Here is an 18547-nt window from a genome sequence, read left to right on the forward strand (position 1 = left end):
TCTTGCTGCTCACCTTCAACTGTTAAGGTCTCCTTCTTTCTCTGAAATAAGGACTTCAGTGACTAAATGTTGAGGTGGAGCTTTCCCCCATATAACCTGCGGGAAAAAGGGTAGGAATAAGCGATTAGAACACTAACCCTTTCACTACGCCGCCGGGATCTGCGATTCCAGCGCCTCCCAGCGGGCATAGCACCCTTCGAGCTCGGTGGTAACGGTTTGCAGGCGTGCGAGCGTGATGGAGATGGCCTCTCCCGGTTGTTGATAAAAGCCGCCAGCACTTACCGCTGCCTGCAATTGTGACTGCTCCGCTTCCAGCGCCTGGATTTTTCCCGGCAAGGATTCGAGCTCGCGCTGTTCCTTATAAGAGAGCTTGCCAGATTTGCCAGACGGCTTCTGTGCGCTGGGCGCGGTAACGGGTTTTTGTGCCTTGGCGAGAGATTCAGCCCTGGGGGCGGGCTTGTTCTGCCTTTGCCGCAGCCAATCGGTGTAACCGCCAACATATTCACCGATGCGGCCGTCGCCCTCGAATACCAGCGTGCTGGTGACGGCGTTATCCAGAAACGCGCGATCGTGGCTCACCAGCAGCAAGGTGCCCTGGTATTCCAGCAATAACTCTTCCAGCAGTTCGAGCGTTTCCACGTCCAGATCGTTGGTCGGTTCGTCCATCACCAGCAGATTGGCCGGGCGCGCGAACAGGCGCGCGAGCATGAGCCGGTTGCGCTCGCCGCCGGAAAGCGTGCTCACCGGAGACCGCAGGCGCTCGGGGGGAAACAGGAAATTTTGCAAATAGCCCACGACATGTTGCGGGCGGCCGTTGATGGTTACCGTCAGACTGCCTTCGCCGACACTGTCCATTACCATGGCGTTCGGGTCGAGCAGTTCACGCTGTTGATCGAAATACGCCACTTGCAGTTTGGTTCCACGGCGCAATTGCCCGCGGGCTGGTTCCAATTCTCCCAACAGGAGCTTGATCAACGTGGATTTGCCGGCGCCGTTGGGGCCGACGATGCCGATGCGGTCTCCGCGCATGATGCGTACCGAAAAATCATTGATGACCGTGGTGTCACCGAAACTGAAATCGACGTGCTTAGCTTCGAATACCAGCTGGCCGGACTGTTGGCCTTCTTCCAGTTTCAGCTCCACCTTGCCGGTGCGGTTTAGGCGCTGGCGACGTTCTTCGCGCAGCGCTTCAAGCGCGCGCACCCGGCCTTCATTGCGCGTGCGCCGCGCCTTGACGCCCTGGCGTATCCACGCTTCTTCTTGGGAGAGTTTTTTGTCAAACAGCGCGTTGTGCGTTGCTTCCACTGCGAGCTGATCTTCTTTGCGACGCACGTAGTCTGCGTAGCTCCCGGGCCAGGAGGTGAGCGCGCCGCGATCGAGCTCGACAATGCGCGTGGCAAGGCGCTTCAGAAACGCACGGTCATGGCTGACAAAGAGTAATGCGCCGGTAAAATTGACGAGGAATTCTTCCAACCAGGTGATGGCCTCGATATCCAGATGATTGGTCGGCTCATCGAGCAACAACAAGTCCGGATCGCACACCAGGGCACGCGCCAACATCACACGCCGGCGCCAGCCGCCGGAAAGCGCGTGCATGCTGATGTCGCCGTCCAGATTCAGACGTGACAACACCATTTCCACCCGCTGTTCCAGACTCCAGCCGTCCCCGGCTTCGAGCTCGTGCTGCAACTGCGCCAGGCGCTCGGTCAGTGCCGGCGTGGGTGCGTGCGCCAGTTCGATGGCGGTGTGGTGATATTGCGATATCACTTTGCCCAGTTCGGCCAAGCCGCCGGCGACGATATCAAAGACGGATTCATCGCTGTCGGGGCTGACTTCCTGCGCCAGATGCGCAATGCGTGTGCCGGGACGGATCCAGATGCTGCCGTCATCGGGTGTGGCTTCACCGCTCAACAAGCGGATTAACGACGACTTGCCCTCGCCATTGCGCCCGACCAGACACACCCGCTCACCGCGGCGGATTTCCAGTTGGGCGCGCTCCAGCAACGGACGATGGCCGTAAGCCAGAGAGACTTTATCGAAGCGCAGCAGGGGCATGGAGCTTAATCAAATCAGCACGGAAAGATTGGTATGGGGAAGAACCGCACTTCTGAGTATTGAGATATTTTACTTCAGGTATCCATCGATGGCCGGGCTTGGATTACCGCGAAACTTCTCAGTGTTCTCAATTCCTGTCGAGGCCAGATTGACGATGAACACGACGACATAGGCGATGGTCCCGAGAATCAGGCAAGCGGTAATCATCTTTAAGACCAGCCTGAGTTTGAAATAAGCTAATACGCACACTGCAGCCACCACGGTGCCGGCAGGATACGGATTGGCGGAGATAAAATCGAGTATTCCCTGCATCGAGCCTCCTGGATTCACCGTGCTCCAAATAATATCGCGATAGAGAAACCACTTATACCACATGCTTACTGCCGTGAGGCGCGCCGGTCTCGGTAATGTTTACTCCTGTTACACTGTGTCCATGCGGAAACTCGAACAACTTGTATTTGATAATACCTTTGCGCGCCTGCCAGAAGCGTTTCACAGCCGCCTCTGCCCTTCGCCGTTGCCGGCGCCGTATCTGGTCAGCTTCAACTCCGCGGCCGCCGCTCTGTTAGACCTCGATCCGGCGCAAGCCACGCGCGCTGACTTTGCGGGATATTTCATTGGCAATCGCCTGCTGCCCGGGGCCGAGCCGCTGGCGATGCTCTATTCAGGGCACCAGTTCGGACACTATGTGCCGCAACTGGGCGACGGGCGCGCAATCTTGCTGGGTGAAATCAAGAACAGCGCCGGGGAACACTGGGACGTGCAGCTGAAAGGCGCCGGCCCTACTCCCTTCTCACGCAACAGCGACGGCCGCGCCGTGCTGCGCTCCAGCATCCGCGAATACCTGTGCTCGGAGGCCATGCATGGCTTGGGGATACCCACCACGCGCGCGCTGTGCATCATTGGCAGCGACGAAGAGGTCTTCCGCGAATCCATCGAAACCGCCGCTGTCATCACGCGCCTATCCCCCTCACATGTGCGCTTTGGCTCATTCGAAGTGTTTTACTACAACGACCAGCACGATTCACTGCCCGTGCTCGCCGATTACGTCATCGCCAAACATTTTCCGCATTTATCAAACGCGCCCGACAAATATGTGCTTTTTCTGAATGAAGTCGTCACGCGTACCGCGCAGCTGATGGCCCACTGGCAGGCCGTGGGTTTTTCGCACGGCGTCATGAACACCGACAACATGTCTATCCTCGGGCTGACCTTCGACTATGGGCCGTTCGGCTTCATGGACGCCTACGATCCCGGTTATGTCTGCAATCATTCTGACTATCACGGGCGCTACGCCTACCGGCAGCAACCGCAAATCGGCCACTGGAATCTCAGTTGCCTGGCGCAGGCGCTGTTGCCGATCCTGCCGGTGGAAGCGGCGAAAGCATCCCTGGAAAGCTTTGTTCCGGCATACACCGAGCACTACCGACAATTAATGGGTCGGAAATTGGGCCTCACGCAGACAAGCGCGGAAGATATGCCGTTGATCAATACGCTGCTGGAAATAATGCACGCCGGCCATGTGGACTATACCAATCTGTTTCGCAGCTTGAGCCGTTTCAATACCGCTGCGGGTGAGAAGAACGCCCTGCTGCGTGACCAATTTACCGATCGCGCCGCGTTCGACGCCTGGGCCAGGAATTATCATGCACGCTTGCAGCGAGAACCCGGTACGGACGCCGTGCGCGAAGCGCGCATGAACAAGGTCAATCCCAAATACATCTTGCGCAATTATCTGGCGCAAAACGCCATTGCCCAAGCCGGGCGGGGACATGATTTTTCCGAAGTGGATCGCTTGTTGACTATCCTTCAGCATCCTTTTGACGAACAACCGGAGATGGGGAGTTATGCCGCACCACCGCCAGACTGGGCGCAACATATCGAGGTAAGTTGCTCGTCTTAAATGCCGCCACTCCCACGGAGTCTGTTAGCAGGCCCAACGCGGTACGCTTCCCCACCCTTTCCGTAGTTCCCGGTCGTGAATATGAAAATCCGGATGGTTTTTCTGCACTAACGACCAAAATCGTTGCGAGTGATTCATTTCCACCAGGTGGCAGAGCTCATGGATCATCACGTAACGAACCAGCTCGGGTGCAAGAAACAACAGTTTGGCGTTCAGGGTGATCGCCTTGTGGTGCGAACAACTTCCCCAGCGGGTGCGTTGGCGTTTGATGTAGACATGCCTGAACGCGAAACCCAGTTGCTTGCTCAATTCCCCAAGGCGCGGCGCCAGCTGCGCGTAGGCCTGGCGTGCGAGCCATCGCACGAGTGCGGCGCGGCTGGCGTGTTCGTCCGTGATTCGACCGTGAATCAATAGCTGGCCCGGGCCAATTTCACGCACCGTGGCCCACGACGCGCCTCCTTCCTTCGCGGTAACTCGCCACACTTGGCCCAGCGCCGGCAGCTTGATCTCGTCCGGCAATTTCCAGACAGCCTCGGGCTCATGCCTCATGCGCTCAGCCTCGGTGCGTTCCAGTGCCGCGCGAATCCAGGACTGCTTTTGTTCTAACATGGCGGGTAGCCGTGCCGGGTTATAGCCTTTGGGCACCACCACCTCCAGACCGCTCTGTGGCGTTACGCGCAAACGAACATGCCGCGCACGCTTGCTCTCCCGCAAACGATATTCGAACAAGGCTTTGCTCAGCGGTAACCGTGAGGTGCCATGGGTGTTTTTTGACGCGTCAGCACTTTGTCAATGTTGATCGATACAGCTTTGGTGCCACTCACCACGGGGGCGCTCACGCCTTCCAGATCGCCGTCTTGCACGTCGGCCATGCCGGACTTGGTGACGCGCGCGACTACGATAACCTCGGGTGCGCTCGATAATTTCACTTGTGGATTCATGCCCTGGCTATCATCCAGGACCACGGTGGTGGGCAGGTCTTTAACCTGTTTGCGTACAATCGCCAGTGGCATACGCGGCCCACTCGTGGCGCGCGCGAAGATAAATACCACGTCATCCGGCGCAGCCTTCTTGGCCACCTTGGGGCTTAACGACACCGTTACCTTGAGAGCTGTCCCCGCTGCCGCGGAGGAATTCTTGATGTCGGTTGTTTCCAGGGAGTGCATGGGCGGCGTATTGGCCGCCGGCGTGGCGGCCGTGGCATCCGGGCTGCGCTGGCAACCGGAAGCGGTGATGCCGGCAATAACAGCAATCATGCTGACGTACATGGCCGCTTGTGGAATTCTGGAAATCCTCATGTGCTCTCCTTAAGATACGTAAAATACGAAACAGAGTGAGCGTGTGCGGGTCATTGTAAACCACTCAGACTTGAGTGGCCCTGAAATTTTCTCCCAGCACATTATTCCGTCTGCTCCACAGCGGTCGCCATCCGGACGAATAAGCGCTTCATCGCGTTGAGCTGCGCGAGATAAGCGCTGACGTCGTGATCGCCACAGCGTTGGCCGGCGGCCAGCCGAAAGCCGCGCTTGGCGTAGACCTCACCCGCCCCGGCGCCGCACAGGTGCATCACGCCGGCCAGGTCTTGCTTCTGTTGAAGTGTCGCGCGAACGATGTGCCGGCGCTCAAGCGTGTTGGCGATACGGCGATCCAAATAGGCGGACGTCAGCTCGACGGCATGGGACGGCACCACACGCGTGTAGAGACTATTGAACCAGCACGAACGCCAATCGTGCCAAGGCCCATCCTCGACCACGACATGGTCGTGAATGCAGTGGCGCCTGGCCTCGGCGAAGGTCGTATCGGTGAACTGGTACATGCCGACCGCGCTCGACGCCGGTCGGTACAGCTCGAAGAGATTCCACGATGGGCGCCAGCGCCAGTACGTCCGGGCCACCGGGTTGCCCGCCCCCTCGATTTGGGCAAGCGCGGCCAGCAGATCGGGCGTGATGACGGCAGTGGCGTGCGCACGGAAAATCGGCTGGTACTGCCGCCATGTCGCGGCCGGCATTTTGGTGAGCGCATGGCTTACGGGAAAAAACAACTCGGCCGGCTTGCGTACAACTTGGTACACCCAGTTGGTCGCGGACCAGAGCGCCAGAACGACGACAGCGACAAGGATAAGTTGGACCGTCAGCGGTGCGTTCCGCAGTGCTCGAAAAATCCGCCCACGTCGCCGGGCACTCGGCCAAAACATCGCCAGACGCGAACGACGTCGGTATTTTTTTCGCTTCTTCCTGGAGGTGCTTCGGGTTGCGCGTGAACGTGTCATGAAGGCGCCAATAAGCGCTAAGTCAAAACTGACCTACTCCACGTTTTGGCGGGCGGCGCGCATGGCGCGCTCGCGTGCGGCGATCTGTGCCGGGCGCGGGACATACAGCAGATCAGCGATCTTGTGCACCAGCGTGCGCTCGAATCGATCAATTTCGTGGTCGGCGGAGGCCACTTGCCACATATGTTCGATCACCTGCTCCTTCTGCGCCGGGGTGTAGTGCTTGTTGATGAGCGCGGTGAACTGATAATAATCAGTGGCTTCTTCGGCTTCTTCTTCCGCCAAGCGCAGCAGCGTAGCCATTTCCTCGGTTGTCAGCTCGAAACGCGACTTGATCGCCGCCGTCATGGCATGGCGCTCGACCTCCTTCAGCTCGCCGTCCATGCGCATGGTCTCGAACAACAGCGCGGCTGTGGCTACCTGCAGCGCATGCTCCGCACTTTCTCCCTGCTCCCGGCTGGCCGGGAGGATGTGCCGGTCGAAGAATTGTTTGAGGTTTTGCAACATGAGAGTCGAGGATATTACCGGAATTGAATGGGCGCGCGCATAATTGATCTTTAGCGTTTTACTCGGTTGATATACCCGTGAAAAGATGCTGAGCTAATCGCGCAACATTAAAGGAGCGGCTTATGAAAATCATAACAATATTGGTCATTCTGGCTCTCCTCGCTACTGTCATCTCCATGGTGGCAGGGCTCAGGTCCATGACCAAGGGTGGTGTGTATGATGACAAGCACAGCGGCCAACTCATGAACGCCCGCATCATTTTTCAAGGCATTGCCATACTTTTGCTCATTATGGCGCTATTGGCGGCCTAGGCGACATCAGACGTGACGGAGAAACTGCCGGAAGCCCGGTATGAAGAAGGCAGGTGGTAAATCGGGGCTGATCGCCGGTGCAGCTCAAGTCGTTAGCGTTTGACGTTTGCGGCGGTTTGACCGAAGAGAATCTTCTTGCCCTCTTCCGTGACGGCCGGCTGGTTCGTCAAAGGTTTGGCCTTCTCGTAAGCGCGAATAGTGGCGGGCCGGCTGGCGATGGTGTTAAACCAGCGCTTGAGGTGCGGAAAGTCATCCAGGTTCTGTCCCTGCTTCTTGTAGGGCACGACCCAGGGATAAGTGGCAATGTCGGCAATGCTGTATGCATCCCCTGCTACGAAGGCATGATCGGACAATTGGTGGTCGAGCACGCCATAGAGCCGGTTAGTCTCGTTTCTGTAACGGTCTATGGCATACGGGATTTTTTCTGGCGCGTAGAGCGCAAAATGATGATTCTGCCCGGCCATGGGCCCGAGCCCGCCAACTTGCCAGAACAGCCACTCAAGGACGGTGAGGCGCGCGCGGGGTTCAGTCGGCAGAAAGAGCCCGGTCTTCTCGGCGAGATATATAAGGATGGCGCCGGATTCGAAAACCGACACCGGCGCGCCGCCGTCGGCTGGTGCCCGATCGATGATCGCCGGCATCTTGTTGCTCGGGCTGATCTTCAGAAACTCCGGCTTGAACTGATCGCCCAGGTTAATGTTGACGGGTTTGATCTCATAGGGAAGGCCGGCCTCTTCCAGAAACATCGTGATCTTGTGCCCATTGGGCGTCGGCCAGTAATAAAGTTCGATCATGGGGCGCCTCGGAAACTGCCCCTTGCAGGCTTGCCGCAGCCGGGGCATTGGACGGACTTGGCATTCATGCTCGCACCTTACCACGGAAGGAGAACATGAGTCAGATCACGGTTTTTTGCTAATATTATCGAATGGGCAATAACAACACCTAAGGTCAGCAAGGCATGGGCAAGCTATCGATTAAATTCAAGGGGGGCCTGATTGACGAAGTGGCCTTGAAGCTGGGCGACATGACGATCGGCCGCAGTTCGGCATGCGATATCGTGCTGAGGGACGACAAGAGCGTCAGCGCCAAGCACGCCATGATCAAGACAGTCGGCAAAAAGTCAACGATCGTCGATCTCGACAGCACCAACGGCACCTTCGTCGGGGACGACCGCATCAAGCAGTATGAGCTGAAGCACGGCGACACCATCATCATCAGTGAACACGCGATGCGCTATCGCGATGATCTCATGTTGGATGCGCCGTCACATAGCCGTCGCCGCGAAACCTCCTCCTCGTCGTCGATAACTTCGCAGGAGGACACCAAGATTATCAGTGCGCACGCGCAGCTCATCGCACTGGATGGCAAAGACAAGGGCAAACGCATACCGCTGATGAAAGAAGAAACCGTGATCGACAATCCCGGCAAGAACCCGGCGACGATTTATCGCACCGCCTACGGTTACATGCTGACCGCCAAGGTCGGGCCCGGCGAGCCGAGGCTGAACGACAAACCCGTCCCGCTGAGTGGTCAGTTGCTCGAGAATGGCGACATCATCTATATCGCCGCGACCAAGTATCAGGTAAGCATGTAGCCGAAAGACGTATATTTAAATCACATTGCTGCCTTTATTGAGTATCCAGCTCTGCGCCGGTAATGCGCGTATAGTGTAGAGATACAGTCTGGCCCACGAGCCAGTACGCGCTAAATCGGGGAACCGCATTATGGAAGGCATCAGCGATATCAGAATCAAGGGCATCGACGAAAAGCGCCCGCCGCGAATCCGTAAGGAACCGTACATCGATCTGTGCTTCCGCCTCACGCACAAGGCGCCGCTTGACTGGTGTACGGATTTCGCCGACCACCAGAACAAAGCCGGTTTGCCGACAAAAATCGACGCCAAAGAGTGTCTGTACATCGAAACCTGGGTCCGAACACAAGACGAGATCGTCGGGCACCTGCAGCTTCTCAAGAAAGCCGTGGCGGACTGCAACGTGCGCTACATTGAAAAGATCCAGGCGCGCGAACGCGACCAGGGCAGCGGCCATGATGACCTGGCCAAGGAAGACGGACCACAGGGACAACTGAACCGCATTATCGCCGCGCTGGACTTCAGCGAGTAAGGCTGCCCCCGGCTGGTATCCCGGCCAACCGCTTAAATCCTCGATTTCTTGAGTTGAATGATCTGACGCCGCTGTTTTTTGTTGGGGCGCCCGTTGGTATGGGTGGCATGATGCCGCTCGGCGGCGAGGCGGGACGCCAAGGCTTTGCGCGCTGCCTGGCTCGACGCGCTTTCTTCATAAAGCTTTGCTGCTTGCGACGCCGGGCCGCGTCGCCCGGACAAGGCCAGTACGCGTACGGCGTATTCATAGGGGCCGAGGGAAATGCGCAAGGCATCGTCGACCCGCACCGCTTTAGCCGCCTTCACGCGCTCGCCATTGAGCTTGACCTTGCCGCCCGCCACCGCCGCTGCTGCCAATGTCCGGGTCTTGAAGAATCTCGATGCCCAAAGCCATTTGTCGAGGCGGATGGCGCTGTCTTCGTTTGTAATTGCAACCATTGAAGTGACGGCAAAAAAATACGTTTGAATTACCCAGGAATAATATCAGCCTGGAATAGCAGGGAAAATTCTTCTCTAAGCTAACCCTGTTTTTTGTTTCCTGCACACAAAAAGGCCACGGTCGAGAGATCGTGGCCTTCCGTATCAATCAGCTTTAAACCGCTTACTGCACTTTGAGCGCTGCAAATACTTCGCCTGCATTCTTAAATGTCGTCTTGTCCTGGATCTTGCCTTCGAAGCAGGCACGCTCTGCACCCGTGAACTCTTTCGGCATTTCCTTTTTACAGGCCTCTTTAATCTTCGCACCGGTTGTCGGGTAGGTCACGTGCTTCGTAAAGTGATCCTTCATTTTCGCTTCATCCGACCATGCGCACATGGCCGTGTTGGCCGCCGCCTTCGTGGTCGCCATTGGTGTCTCCGCGGCCCATGCGCTAGCGCTCGCGATAAACCCACAAACCATACCGACCAAAGTTGCTTTAAAAACCAGTTTCATAAACTCCTCCTTCTATTAACGGGTTATTGACGGGCAGAAATCTTAGTCCCAAGTCAGGGCGTTAGCAAAGGAGAACCCGGGTTAGCCCACTCTGCTTACATTTTTTAACACGCTGGAGCGTATCTTCCTGGATCGTGGTCGCAATTTGCGACTACCCCGTTCTTCCCTGTTCCGGTCAGGCCGAACTATCTCCATTTTGGAAACTGTTGGTCGAGAGCGATTCCCGCTGCTTATTTTCTAATCCCACCGCCCCTTTTGTAGCTGTGCCGATTTGTTAATATCGCCTGCGTATGAAGATTGATCTGCTAGACGCCATCAACGCCGCGCTGAGCGGCGATTGGCAACGCGCGCACAAGACCGTGCAACAGGACGAAGATGACCCGCTCACGTGCTGGGTTCACGCCGTGTTGCATAAGATCGAAGGCGATGCGGGCAACAGCCGCTATTGGTATTCGCGCACGACGCATTCGTATGGTGAATTTGCCGACGCCCAACAGGAGTTGGCGGCCATCAAACTTGAAGTGGAGAAAAGACGTTAAGACCCGCGAGAAGGTGGTCGCAATTTGCGACCACCTTGTGCCGCGCCTGGACTTCACTCGGTACCCGACCGAGATGATGACATCCAGGTTATAGAGCTGAGTATCGTAGGATTTACCATCTTTGGCAGTTATCCGGAAATTCCGGATAACTGAAGTCTTGTCTAATTCCTTTTCCTTAAAGACATTTCGGATATGTTCTGAGATCGTCCTGACGTTCTTATCGAACAGGTCCCCCATCTGTTTCTGGCTGAGCCACACTGTATCGCCGACAAGCCGAACGTCCAAGGCAGTTTTGCTGTCCTTCGTATTTTCAACCCATCAAGTCAGAACGATTCGCGCGCAACCACTTCTCCACAGTTGACGCCAAGTCCTCCGCCGCACGCACACAGGCCGCCGCCACTTCCTCGGCAATTCCGACGCCGCTGTAGTCGCTCAGGTTTCTTTTCTTGCGAAGCTGATCAAGAACCATCATTCGCTCATTTGGAAGTCCGATCGTCTTGGGAAGGCTCTGAATGACCGTCGCATGATGACCTGGTTCGTTCGTCGAGGGCCGGAAACCGTTTGCCATTATCGCGATAAGCGCGCATTGCATGACCGCCTTGTAGGCAATATCGAATCGTGTTTCCGGGCTGATGCCATCGATGTGCGCGTCCTTGAGGTTACGTCGCACGGCCGCCATAAGTTTTGCAATTTCCTCGCGCGAGGTCTTATGCGGCTTTAGCTTTCCGATTTGCAATAAGTTGTCTAAGGTCATTTTCCTTCCCAAGGACAAAGAGCTTTGGTTGCTCCAAGAGGAGCGACAAGAAAGGGTCTTTTTCCTTCACTTTCTTCTTGAACTCATCCGGACGGTAGACATTCGGGTTGACTTCCCGGCGTAACTCCTCCTGACTGCGATGCAATGCCTGCACGACTTCCTCGAATGAGGCCGTTCCGACGACCATGACATCAATGTCGCTCGATCGGCGCTCGGTTCCGCTCGCCACGGAGCCGTAAACGAAAGCAACGGCGATCTTGTCAGTCAGTGGCGCCAGTGAATCCCGCAATACGTCCACCACCCCCGCGGTCTTTTTCAGGATACCGCGCAATTCGTCGTAGATGGGACAATCTGTGTTGGCCTTGTAGCGCACCAGATTTCCCACCCTTTCACGACTGAGCACCCCGGCATCCGCCAGTTGCGCCAGTTCGCGCCGCAATGTGCCGGGCTGGGTGTTCGTGACCCGTGCCAGCTCTCGCAAATGAAACGATTCATCGGGGTGCAGCAATAGCAAAGCCAACACTTGGCGGCGGTAAGCCCCGAAAAACAAGGTTCCCAGATCGGTAAATAGCTTTGTTTTCATTTAGGCTACAAATGTAGCCTATTAGGCGACATAGGGCAAATCAAGACCGCCCTTTTTCGCAAGTCAGATACCGGAGCCTGACTATACCGCCATACCAGTGAAAATTAGCCCTAGATGTAGGGGTTGGACATGAAACAAGACAGCGGAAAGGCGTGAACCCCTTACAGCCCTGAAACTACCTGCTTAAATCCTCCTCTCCCTTGACGGGAGAGGATTGAGGAGAGGGTGAAATGGTAGAAGTTTGCTCTGGAACGTTCGCGCGGCCCTGCTGCGCTGTGGCCACCAGTACCACCGGACCGGGCGAAAGCCAGCCGTAGACTTGGGACAAGACCCTCATTGTCCCGACATCGGGGTATTTCTGTGGCTCGGCCGTCAAGGCCCCTCCTCCTGCCAGGAGCAGGATGATGCCGATAAACAGTTGCTTCATGTTTACGATACTCCCGCGATGGCGCGCGGGAGGCAAGCCATTACCGAGGGGCGGAGTGGGTTGGAACGATTTTGTGTGCGCCGCTCGATTTGCCCAACCCTGAGTGACTGCATGGCCTGGCTTCCCCGTCGTTATTTGAACAGCTTCAGGTACGCATTGAATGCGTATATCTTTCCGCGCTTCCCCCCGGTGATTTCCTTCAGTATCCCGAACTTCTCCAGATCGGCAATCAATTTGTATGCCGAGGCCGGCGAGACGCCCGCTGCCTTGCCCACCCTGGCCGCATTGATCACCGGGCGCTGGTAAAGAGTGTTCATCACTTTCTGTGCATTCGCCGTGCGGCTGCCCAGCGTCTGCAATTGCGACTCCACCTTCTTTTGCAGCTTGAGAATGTTGTCGAACGTCGCCGTGCTGCTTTTCGCGGTTTCGATCACGCCTACCAGAAAGAAGCGGAACCATTGCAGCAGGTCGTTCTTTTCCCGCACCCGCATCAGATTGTCGTAGTAAAGCTGGCGGTTGCGCTCGAAAAAATCGGAGAGATACAGCACCGGTTGCTTCAATATCCCCCGGCTCACCAGATACAAGGCAATCAGCAGGCGTCCGGCGCGGCCATTGCCGTCCAGAAAGGGGTGGATGGTCTCAAACTGGTAATGCACTAGTGCAATCTTCAGCAGTTCGGGAAAATGCTGCCGGTCGTTATTCACAAACTTCTCGATGTCGCCGATCAGCTGCCCGACGGAGTCATGCATCGGCGGCACGAACACCGCGTCGTCGATAGACGCCCCGCCAATCCAGTTCTGGCTGCGGCGGAATTCGCCCGGTCGCTTGCCCTTGCCGCGCACGCCCTGCATCAGCGTCTTGTGTGTCTCTCGAACCAGCCGCGCGGTAAAAGGCAGTTTCTGCAACTTGTCCACCGCCTCGTTCATCGCCGCCACGTAGTTCTGCACCTCTTCCCAGTCGTCGCGCCGGTCCAGTGCGACATCCTCTTTCTCCAGCAGCGCCTCTTCCATGGTCGTCTGCGTCCCTTCGATACGGCTCGACTGGTTCGCCTCTTTCAGCACATGCATGCGGATAAAGAGATCGATGTTCGGGATGTATTCGGAATACATGTCCAGCCGGCCCAGCTCCCGGTCTGCCTGGCCGAGCAACTGGAGCAGAGCCATATCGTCCACAACCCATGCGCGGTTGATGGGATTGGGCTGAAAGCTTTTGTAATGCGGCTGCTGGACATAACGTCCGGCCTGGAAATGCTTCATCGGAGCGGCCCCTCCCCACGGCAATGAAAATTAGCTCGGTTATTGTTTTAGATTCTACGCAATAACTAAAATAACACCAAGCGCTAATTTAGCCCCGGGCACGCGGGCTTCCAGCCCGCATGAGGTGGCCAGAATAGCCGCGTCCCGCCCGTTTCATACCAGCCGAATCCTCCCCGTGAGTAGTTCCGGCATCATGCCCTGCTTGAGGTGGCATGCCTTAGCGAGTTTTTCTTCCAGCGCGTTGAGGGCGGCGAGTTTGCGCTGGTAGGCAGTTATCAATATCTGTCAACGTTTCGCCACATGCCAACAGATCGCTGCGCTCGCAGACGCGTTCACCGGCAGGATGCTGACGCCATGGAGATCCCCGTGAACGGTGGCTCGTTACCGTGTTCGTGCAGCAGTATGCGATCGCCAAAGACCGCACCGTCCCGACCCATGACGCGAAAGGCATCCGCGTATCTGGCTGGCGTGTCGTACGGCGAAGAAACCGTGACGTCGAAGTCAAAGCTATCGGAGCCGCGCGGCTGGACCTTGGCCGAAACAACATCGGGATAACGCTGTGGCTCTGCCGACAAGGCCCCTCCTCCTGCCAGGAGCAGAATGATGCCGATAAATAGTTGCTTCATATTTACGATACTCCCGAGACGGCGCGCGGGAAGCAAGCCATTCCCGAGGGGCGGAGTGAGTTGGAACGATTTGGAAAATTGAGGCTGGCTCTTTTGAATTACGGAAATATCATTAGCCTGGAATATTAGGAAAAATTCCTCTCTGACCGGGTTTTTTACTGCCATGCTCTAACGAACTAGACAAATTTTCCAATCAAGCGTGAATTCGTTGCCGAATTCTTCTCGCTGCCATGTTGGATCATCAAGTTTCAAGGTACACTGTAAGTCCTGGATCAACTTTCGATTGTTGTCAGAATCCCAAATAATAGCTCCCATATAGGTGCCATCCGATACGATCATTAATTCAATTCGACCATCAAGTTGGTTAAGTTCTTTGAAGTGCCTGCTGTTCTCATTGCGAACAATCTCGACAATTTTATCTTCATTGATTTGATATGGCATAGTTTTTTCATAGAATTTCCCCTTGACGATACTCATGGTTGTGCGAACCATCGTGGAAAGCCTTGCCATATCATCTTCATGATAAATTTTTCCTGCACAGGAAGTACCAGTCCCAACAAAAATAACAACTAATACAATTAGAACGTTAAACCCAAAGCGTTGCATTGCCTTCTCCAGTAGGATCAATTGTTCCTTTATCCAAATTCCAGTTAGGCAATGTCGGCATAGAGATATCGCCCTCCCCCTCAATAGCAGCGTTCATAGCTGTCCAATACTGAACAATATTATCGACACCAAAATTGAAGATCTCCTGATAGTGCATATTTTTCACACCAAAACGATTAATTTTGGGTGTCGTGGCTTTCTCTATATACATAGTCATTGCTTGCGCGGGAATAGCTGCTGAGTCTGCGTAACAGTAACCATTCTTAGTAAAAGCATGTCTGAACAGAATTAAGTTGTTATCAGCCATATCAATGGCCTGGATATAACCATTATGCCAACCATCGAAGTCAGGACGATTTTTCTCATATTCATTGGGATAGGTGGTCTTAAGCATATGCTCCCAAATAGCTTTAATAGCTCTGTCCATGCCCGCACCGCTGTCATCGGTAGTGTGGCGTAGATAATCAGCCCATTCGTCATTTACCAGCTCATACCCGAAGGTCTCTTTGAAAATGAAGGAGTCCATGTACATCTCACAAATGCGGTGTTCTTTTGCATGATCCTCATACTCTCCTACGATGGCTCTCACAACGGGGTGGACCGAGGCATCTAATACTACATGTGAAAGATAACCTGACAACCAAGCTACGGCTCGTTGATACTCTTTGCTCGTACGATCGCCAGTCCATTCACTAAGCCACTTGATTCCAGCCCGTACCACATCGCCCGTGCGTTTGTAGTGCATAAGATCAGCCCAACTATCTGATGGATCATGGCTACGGAGATGATGCAGATATGGGAAATCCGGTCCCACAGTACCGGCCTGTAACCATTGAGGATATTTAAGCGTGCTTCGGGCAACCGAATGAAGACCTTTGGATTCTGCCGCTTGTTGCGCTTGTGTAGCAGCTAACATATGAGCAAATGCACCGGGCATATCTACGCCTCCTTCAATGGAGTCTGAACCGCTTGATTGCTACTTCAGAAAGCTACAGTGGATAAAGCCGGCATCGCGTCCCAAACCCGGCCGCGGTACTTCCGGCCATTCGCCTTCTTCGATCGCTTCTGGCCGTCCGCTCCCCAAGCGCCCCATTGCTTGAAGAAGAAAGCCACATCCGCTTGGTCGCATTGTCGCTTGATGCTATCCACCCACTCCCGTTGCATCGGTCTCGCTTTGGGACCCGATTCGCCGCCGACGATGGCCCAATGAATTCCCGTGAGGTCAAATTCTCCGAGGTGCTCCAGAAGAGGCTCGATGGATAAAAACCGTACGTTGACCTCTATCTCCCTCAGCACGCCGATTCTCGGAACGCCGTGCTTTCTGTTTTCAACAGAAACACCGAGCCAAACGTTGGGTGGCACAGTCGTGCCTCGACAGAATTCCGCCATGCGCTCCGCACGTTTGGTGAGTACCTGGAACGTATGCTGTGGCGTTTGCGACATCACGTCGAAAACTTGTCGGATATAGTCGAATGGCACTTTCTCGTGAAAGAGATCGGACATGGAGTTCACGAAATACACCGTCGGTTTTCGGCGCTCCAGGGGTTCGGACAACCGCTCAGGCATGAGGGTGAGGCGGAAACCATTCTCATAGCCGCGCATACCCATAGCGCGCAGGCGTTTAGCCATGGTCTCGGCGTAACAATTCTTGCAGCCAGGTGAAATCTTTGTGCATCCGACTGTTGGATTCCAAGTTTGCTCTGTCCACTCGATTCGACTCTGTGTGCTCATCTGTTTTCCTCCGTAAGCTACAACCGCTCACCACCATCGTTAAAGTGCAGGAAATTCTTTCTGCGTTTTCCACGAGCATCCAAGTTCTTGACCTTGCCACCGGTGATGAGACTCCCCAATGCGCGCTGGAAATCCGCCGGGAACCAATCGGTCGATTCAAGCAGATTGGCGAATTCTTCTTCATCAATTCGTTTCGTGCCTGCAGCCAGATATCGTATCCAATATTGCTCGACCTCGCTTAGGCTGGCGTGCCCTTGTTCTGGGTCTATGAATGAAGCCATACCAAACAGGTCATCCATGCCTGACTTTTTTACGCGCGCATTATGCTTTGTTGAAGCCCTGACATGTTTCTGAACCTGATCGAGGTTTTCTGATATCTTCATGAACTCTATGATACCGCGTGGATGGCTCGTCAAATAAACGAGATGGTATTTCGGACGTTCCTTCTTCCGATCTAACACACGCACATAGGCTGAACGTGCCGACCACTTTCTACCAGAGCGCACACAGCGCTTCAGATTGTCGCGATATGTGCTTAACAGCAATTCTTCCCGCTCTGCGGGATCGAGCCCTTCAGTCTCGATGGTTTCGCCCAGAAGCGCCGCAATATCTTCCTGCCATCCGGACATGGATGCAGTCCGATTCACAAAGTCGTACATGAAATTGATAAGAAACTCGGATTGCGGTCGTCGCAGCAATGGCCTGAGTACCTCGACCCCGACTTCTTTCCAACCAGTGGGATCGATGAAGAAAAACACGAAAGCCCTATTGCCGCACCAACTAAGAATCTGGTCCCGTAGTGCCACGAAATCGCCCGGCAATGCCCGCGCTTCAATCTCGGCAGGGGTGTGCTCTGAAAGGTAACGCTGCAAATGTTCAAAAGCTGGCTTATCCTGTTCTACGTAGAGCGCACGGAAACGCGGGACTGCTCCCATCTGCGCGAGGGCCTGCCGGGTTTTCTCAAGGCTTTGCAGCGAGACCGCGATGGAGGTGCCGCTCAAGTCTTCGCTCTCGTCGGCCCATGGTCCTGCGAAACAATCCACATAGCAGATCTCCTTGATTCCGAGCCTCTTCGAACTCATCCCGACGATGAGAAAGAGCTTTTCCAAATAGCCCTTCAGCAACTCGTGCTTGATGTAGGCCTGCTCTCGCCCCTGGTACGTTTCGGGGACGGTAGTGGTCTTTTTATTGCCCGGCATCCGTCCTCCCTTGACCGGCGAACGATCGTTCGGTAGCGTAACCCCATGTCCAATGACGGTCAATACCTCGCCAAGCTCCAGGACTACTACACCCGGCACCGGGTGCTGCCGTCCTATTCCACCATTGGCAAACTTATTGGACTGGCCTCGAAGGCCTCAGTGGCGGATATGGTTCTACGGCTGAAGGCCGAGGGCTTTCTGGAAAGCACGCCGGGCAAGCGACTCAAACCCGGGCGGCGGTTCTTCGAGCGGCCATTCGCCGAAAGCGTCCGTGCGGGCCTGCCAAGTCCAGCGGCCGACCTGGGACCGGACATCCTGACGATTGATGACTATCTAGTGCCACACCCGTCGAAGACGGTTCTGATCAAGGTCAAAGGCGACTCGATGATTGGCGCGGGCATTCAGCCGGACGATGTCGTCGTTGTGGAGAAACGGACCTCCGCGAATGTCGGCGACATTGTCGTCGCAATCGTGGACAACGAATTCACGCTGAAGCGGCTAGACCGCGAACGGGGCCGGGTCGTGTTGAAGCCAGAGAACAAGTCCTATCCGGTCATCCGTCCGAAAGGCGAGCTTGAGATTTTCGGGGTGGTGGTCGGGCAGTTTCGGAAGTACCGATAACAACTCGGTCGCTCGATCGCAAAATGTGTCAATTCAAGACCTGACCCTGCGCTGCGGGATAACGCTGTGGCTCTGCCGACAAGGCCCCTCCTCCTGCCAGGAGCAGC

General features: G+C 55.5%; 25 protein-coding genes and 1 pseudogene. 6 read left to right on the forward strand and 20 right to left on the reverse strand.

The annotated features are described in order from the left end of the window. Positions 1 to 144: 144 nt before the first annotated feature. A complete protein-coding gene (locus NUV55_RS01890; RefSeq protein ID WP_296669891.1) occupies positions 145 to 2055 on the reverse strand; it encodes an ATP-binding cassette domain-containing protein in 1911 nt (636 codons plus the stop codon). 69 nt (positions 2056 to 2124) lie between these two features. Further along, on the reverse strand, positions 2125 to 2430 hold the full coding sequence (locus tag NUV55_RS01895; RefSeq protein ID WP_296669893.1) for a hypothetical protein: 306 nt from the start codon (positions 2428 to 2430) through the stop codon (positions 2125 to 2127). Positions 2431 to 2488: 58 nt separating this feature from the next. On the opposite strand from NUV55_RS01895, the gene NUV55_RS01900 reads away from it, so the two are divergent. Further along, positions 2489 to 3958 (forward strand): YdiU family protein, encoded by a 1470-nt coding sequence (locus NUV55_RS01900; protein WP_367280320.1) that lies wholly within the window; start codon positions 2489 to 2491, stop codon positions 3956 to 3958. Positions 3959 to 3982: 24 nt separating this feature from the next. On the opposite strand, the gene NUV55_RS01905 is transcribed toward NUV55_RS01900, so the two are convergent. From NUV55_RS01905 to NUV55_RS01920, 4 genes are all read right to left on the reverse strand, one after another. Continuing rightward, positions 3983 to 4687, reverse strand: a complete 705-nt coding sequence (locus NUV55_RS01905) for a M48 family metallopeptidase (protein ID WP_296669895.1) — start codon at positions 4685 to 4687, stop codon at positions 3983 to 3985. A gap of 8 nt (positions 4688 to 4695) precedes the next feature. After that, positions 4696 to 5256, reverse strand: a complete 561-nt coding sequence (locus tag NUV55_RS01910; protein WP_296669897.1) for a hypothetical protein — start codon at positions 5254 to 5256, stop codon at positions 4696 to 4698. Between the two features lie 101 nt (positions 5257 to 5357). After that, positions 5358 to 6227: a transglycosylase SLT domain-containing protein gene (locus NUV55_RS01915; RefSeq protein ID WP_296669898.1), complete on the reverse strand. Its 870-nt coding sequence runs from the start codon at positions 6225 to 6227 to the stop codon at positions 5358 to 5360. A gap of 33 nt (positions 6228 to 6260) precedes the next feature. Further along, a complete protein-coding gene (locus NUV55_RS01920) occupies positions 6261 to 6734 on the reverse strand; it encodes a TerB family tellurite resistance protein (protein WP_296669900.1) in 474 nt (157 codons plus the stop codon). A gap of 122 nt (positions 6735 to 6856) precedes the next feature. On the opposite strand from NUV55_RS01920, the gene NUV55_RS01925 reads away from it, so the two are divergent. Next, the gene (locus tag NUV55_RS01925; RefSeq protein WP_296669901.1) at positions 6857 to 7045 is read left to right on the forward strand and encodes a twin transmembrane helix small protein; all 189 of its coding nucleotides are present in this window, start codon (positions 6857 to 6859) and stop codon (positions 7043 to 7045) included. Positions 7046 to 7137: 92 nt separating this feature from the next. On the opposite strand, the gene NUV55_RS01930 is transcribed toward NUV55_RS01925, so the two are convergent. Continuing rightward, positions 7138 to 7839, reverse strand: a complete 702-nt coding sequence (locus NUV55_RS01930) for a glutathione binding-like protein (RefSeq protein WP_296669903.1) — start codon at positions 7837 to 7839, stop codon at positions 7138 to 7140. 164 nt (positions 7840 to 8003) lie between these two features. Here NUV55_RS01930 and NUV55_RS01935 point away from each other — a divergent pair, with 164 nt between their 5' ends. Then, complete coding sequence (locus tag NUV55_RS01935; RefSeq protein ID WP_296669904.1) at positions 8004 to 8639, forward strand: FHA domain-containing protein; 636 nt, start codon at positions 8004 to 8006, stop codon at positions 8637 to 8639. Positions 8640 to 8769: 130 nt separating this feature from the next. Next, positions 8770 to 9168, forward strand: coding sequence for a hypothetical protein (locus NUV55_RS01940; protein ID WP_296669906.1), 399 nt, complete (start codon positions 8770 to 8772; stop codon positions 9166 to 9168). A 32-nt stretch (positions 9169 to 9200) separates the two neighbouring features. On the opposite strand, the gene NUV55_RS01945 is transcribed toward NUV55_RS01940, so the two are convergent. Together NUV55_RS01945 and NUV55_RS01950 are read right to left on the reverse strand one after the other, a co-directional pair. Next, positions 9201 to 9605, reverse strand: coding sequence for an RNA-binding S4 domain-containing protein (locus NUV55_RS01945; protein ID WP_296669907.1), 405 nt, complete (start codon positions 9603 to 9605; stop codon positions 9201 to 9203). A 163-nt stretch (positions 9606 to 9768) separates the two neighbouring features. Further along, positions 9769 to 10098, reverse strand: a complete 330-nt coding sequence (locus tag NUV55_RS01950) for a hypothetical protein (RefSeq protein WP_296669909.1) — start codon at positions 10096 to 10098, stop codon at positions 9769 to 9771. A gap of 290 nt (positions 10099 to 10388) precedes the next feature. Here NUV55_RS01950 and NUV55_RS01955 point away from each other — a divergent pair, with 290 nt between their 5' ends. After that, positions 10389 to 10637 (forward strand): hypothetical protein, encoded by a 249-nt coding sequence (locus tag NUV55_RS01955; protein ID WP_296669911.1) that lies wholly within the window; start codon positions 10389 to 10391, stop codon positions 10635 to 10637. Positions 10638 to 10655: 18 nt separating this feature from the next. Here NUV55_RS01955 and rhuM read toward each other — a convergent pair. The 11 genes and pseudogenes from rhuM to tcmP form a co-directional block, all read right to left on the reverse strand. Next, positions 10656 to 10922: pseudogene (gene rhuM / locus NUV55_RS13745) on the reverse strand (RhuM family protein); the annotation flags it as partial. 25 nt (positions 10923 to 10947) lie between these two features. Next, entirely contained in the window at positions 10948 to 11316 is a 369-nt protein-coding gene (locus NUV55_RS01960; RefSeq protein WP_296669912.1) for a hypothetical protein, read from the reverse strand. 28 nt (positions 11317 to 11344) lie between these two features. Then, positions 11345 to 11974, reverse strand: a complete 630-nt coding sequence (locus NUV55_RS01965; RefSeq protein WP_296669914.1) for a nucleotidyltransferase domain-containing protein — start codon at positions 11972 to 11974, stop codon at positions 11345 to 11347. 175 nt (positions 11975 to 12149) lie between these two features. Further along, positions 12150 to 12401, reverse strand: coding sequence for a hypothetical protein (locus tag NUV55_RS01970; protein WP_296669916.1), 252 nt, complete (start codon positions 12399 to 12401; stop codon positions 12150 to 12152). Positions 12402 to 12532: 131 nt separating this feature from the next. Further along, the gene (locus tag NUV55_RS01975; RefSeq protein ID WP_296669919.1) at positions 12533 to 13657 is read right to left on the reverse strand and encodes a Fic family protein; all 1125 of its coding nucleotides are present in this window, start codon (positions 13655 to 13657) and stop codon (positions 12533 to 12535) included. Positions 13658 to 13810: 153 nt separating this feature from the next. Further along, positions 13811 to 13936 (reverse strand): hypothetical protein, encoded by a 126-nt coding sequence (locus NUV55_RS01980; protein ID WP_296669921.1) that lies wholly within the window; start codon positions 13934 to 13936, stop codon positions 13811 to 13813. 53 nt (positions 13937 to 13989) lie between these two features. Continuing rightward, entirely contained in the window at positions 13990 to 14283 is a 294-nt protein-coding gene (locus NUV55_RS01985) for a hypothetical protein (RefSeq protein ID WP_296669923.1), read from the reverse strand. Between the two features lie 168 nt (positions 14284 to 14451). Then, positions 14452 to 14889 (reverse strand): hypothetical protein, encoded by a 438-nt coding sequence (locus tag NUV55_RS01990; protein WP_296669925.1) that lies wholly within the window; start codon positions 14887 to 14889, stop codon positions 14452 to 14454. Next, entirely contained in the window at positions 14870 to 15826 is a 957-nt protein-coding gene (locus tag NUV55_RS01995; protein WP_296669927.1) for a zinc dependent phospholipase C family protein, read from the reverse strand. Before NUV55_RS01995 ends, NUV55_RS01990 begins: the two co-directional genes overlap by 20 nt. 44 nt (positions 15827 to 15870) lie before the next feature. Beyond that, positions 15871 to 16620, reverse strand: coding sequence for a DUF5131 family protein (locus NUV55_RS02000; protein WP_296669929.1), 750 nt, complete (start codon positions 16618 to 16620; stop codon positions 15871 to 15873). Positions 16621 to 16637: 17 nt separating this feature from the next. Beyond that, positions 16638 to 17819 (reverse strand): three-Cys-motif partner protein TcmP, encoded by a 1182-nt coding sequence (tcmP, locus tag NUV55_RS02005; RefSeq protein ID WP_296669930.1) that lies wholly within the window; start codon positions 17817 to 17819, stop codon positions 16638 to 16640. 45 nt (positions 17820 to 17864) lie between these two features. On the opposite strand from tcmP, the gene NUV55_RS02010 reads away from it, so the two are divergent. After that, complete coding sequence (locus NUV55_RS02010; RefSeq protein ID WP_296669932.1) at positions 17865 to 18440, forward strand: LexA family transcriptional regulator; 576 nt, start codon at positions 17865 to 17867, stop codon at positions 18438 to 18440. The last annotated feature ends 107 nt before the right edge of the window (positions 18441 to 18547 follow it).

The organism is Sulfuricaulis sp. (assembly GCF_024653915.1).
Lineage (GTDB): Bacteria > Pseudomonadota > Gammaproteobacteria > Acidiferrobacterales > Sulfurifustaceae > Sulfuricaulis.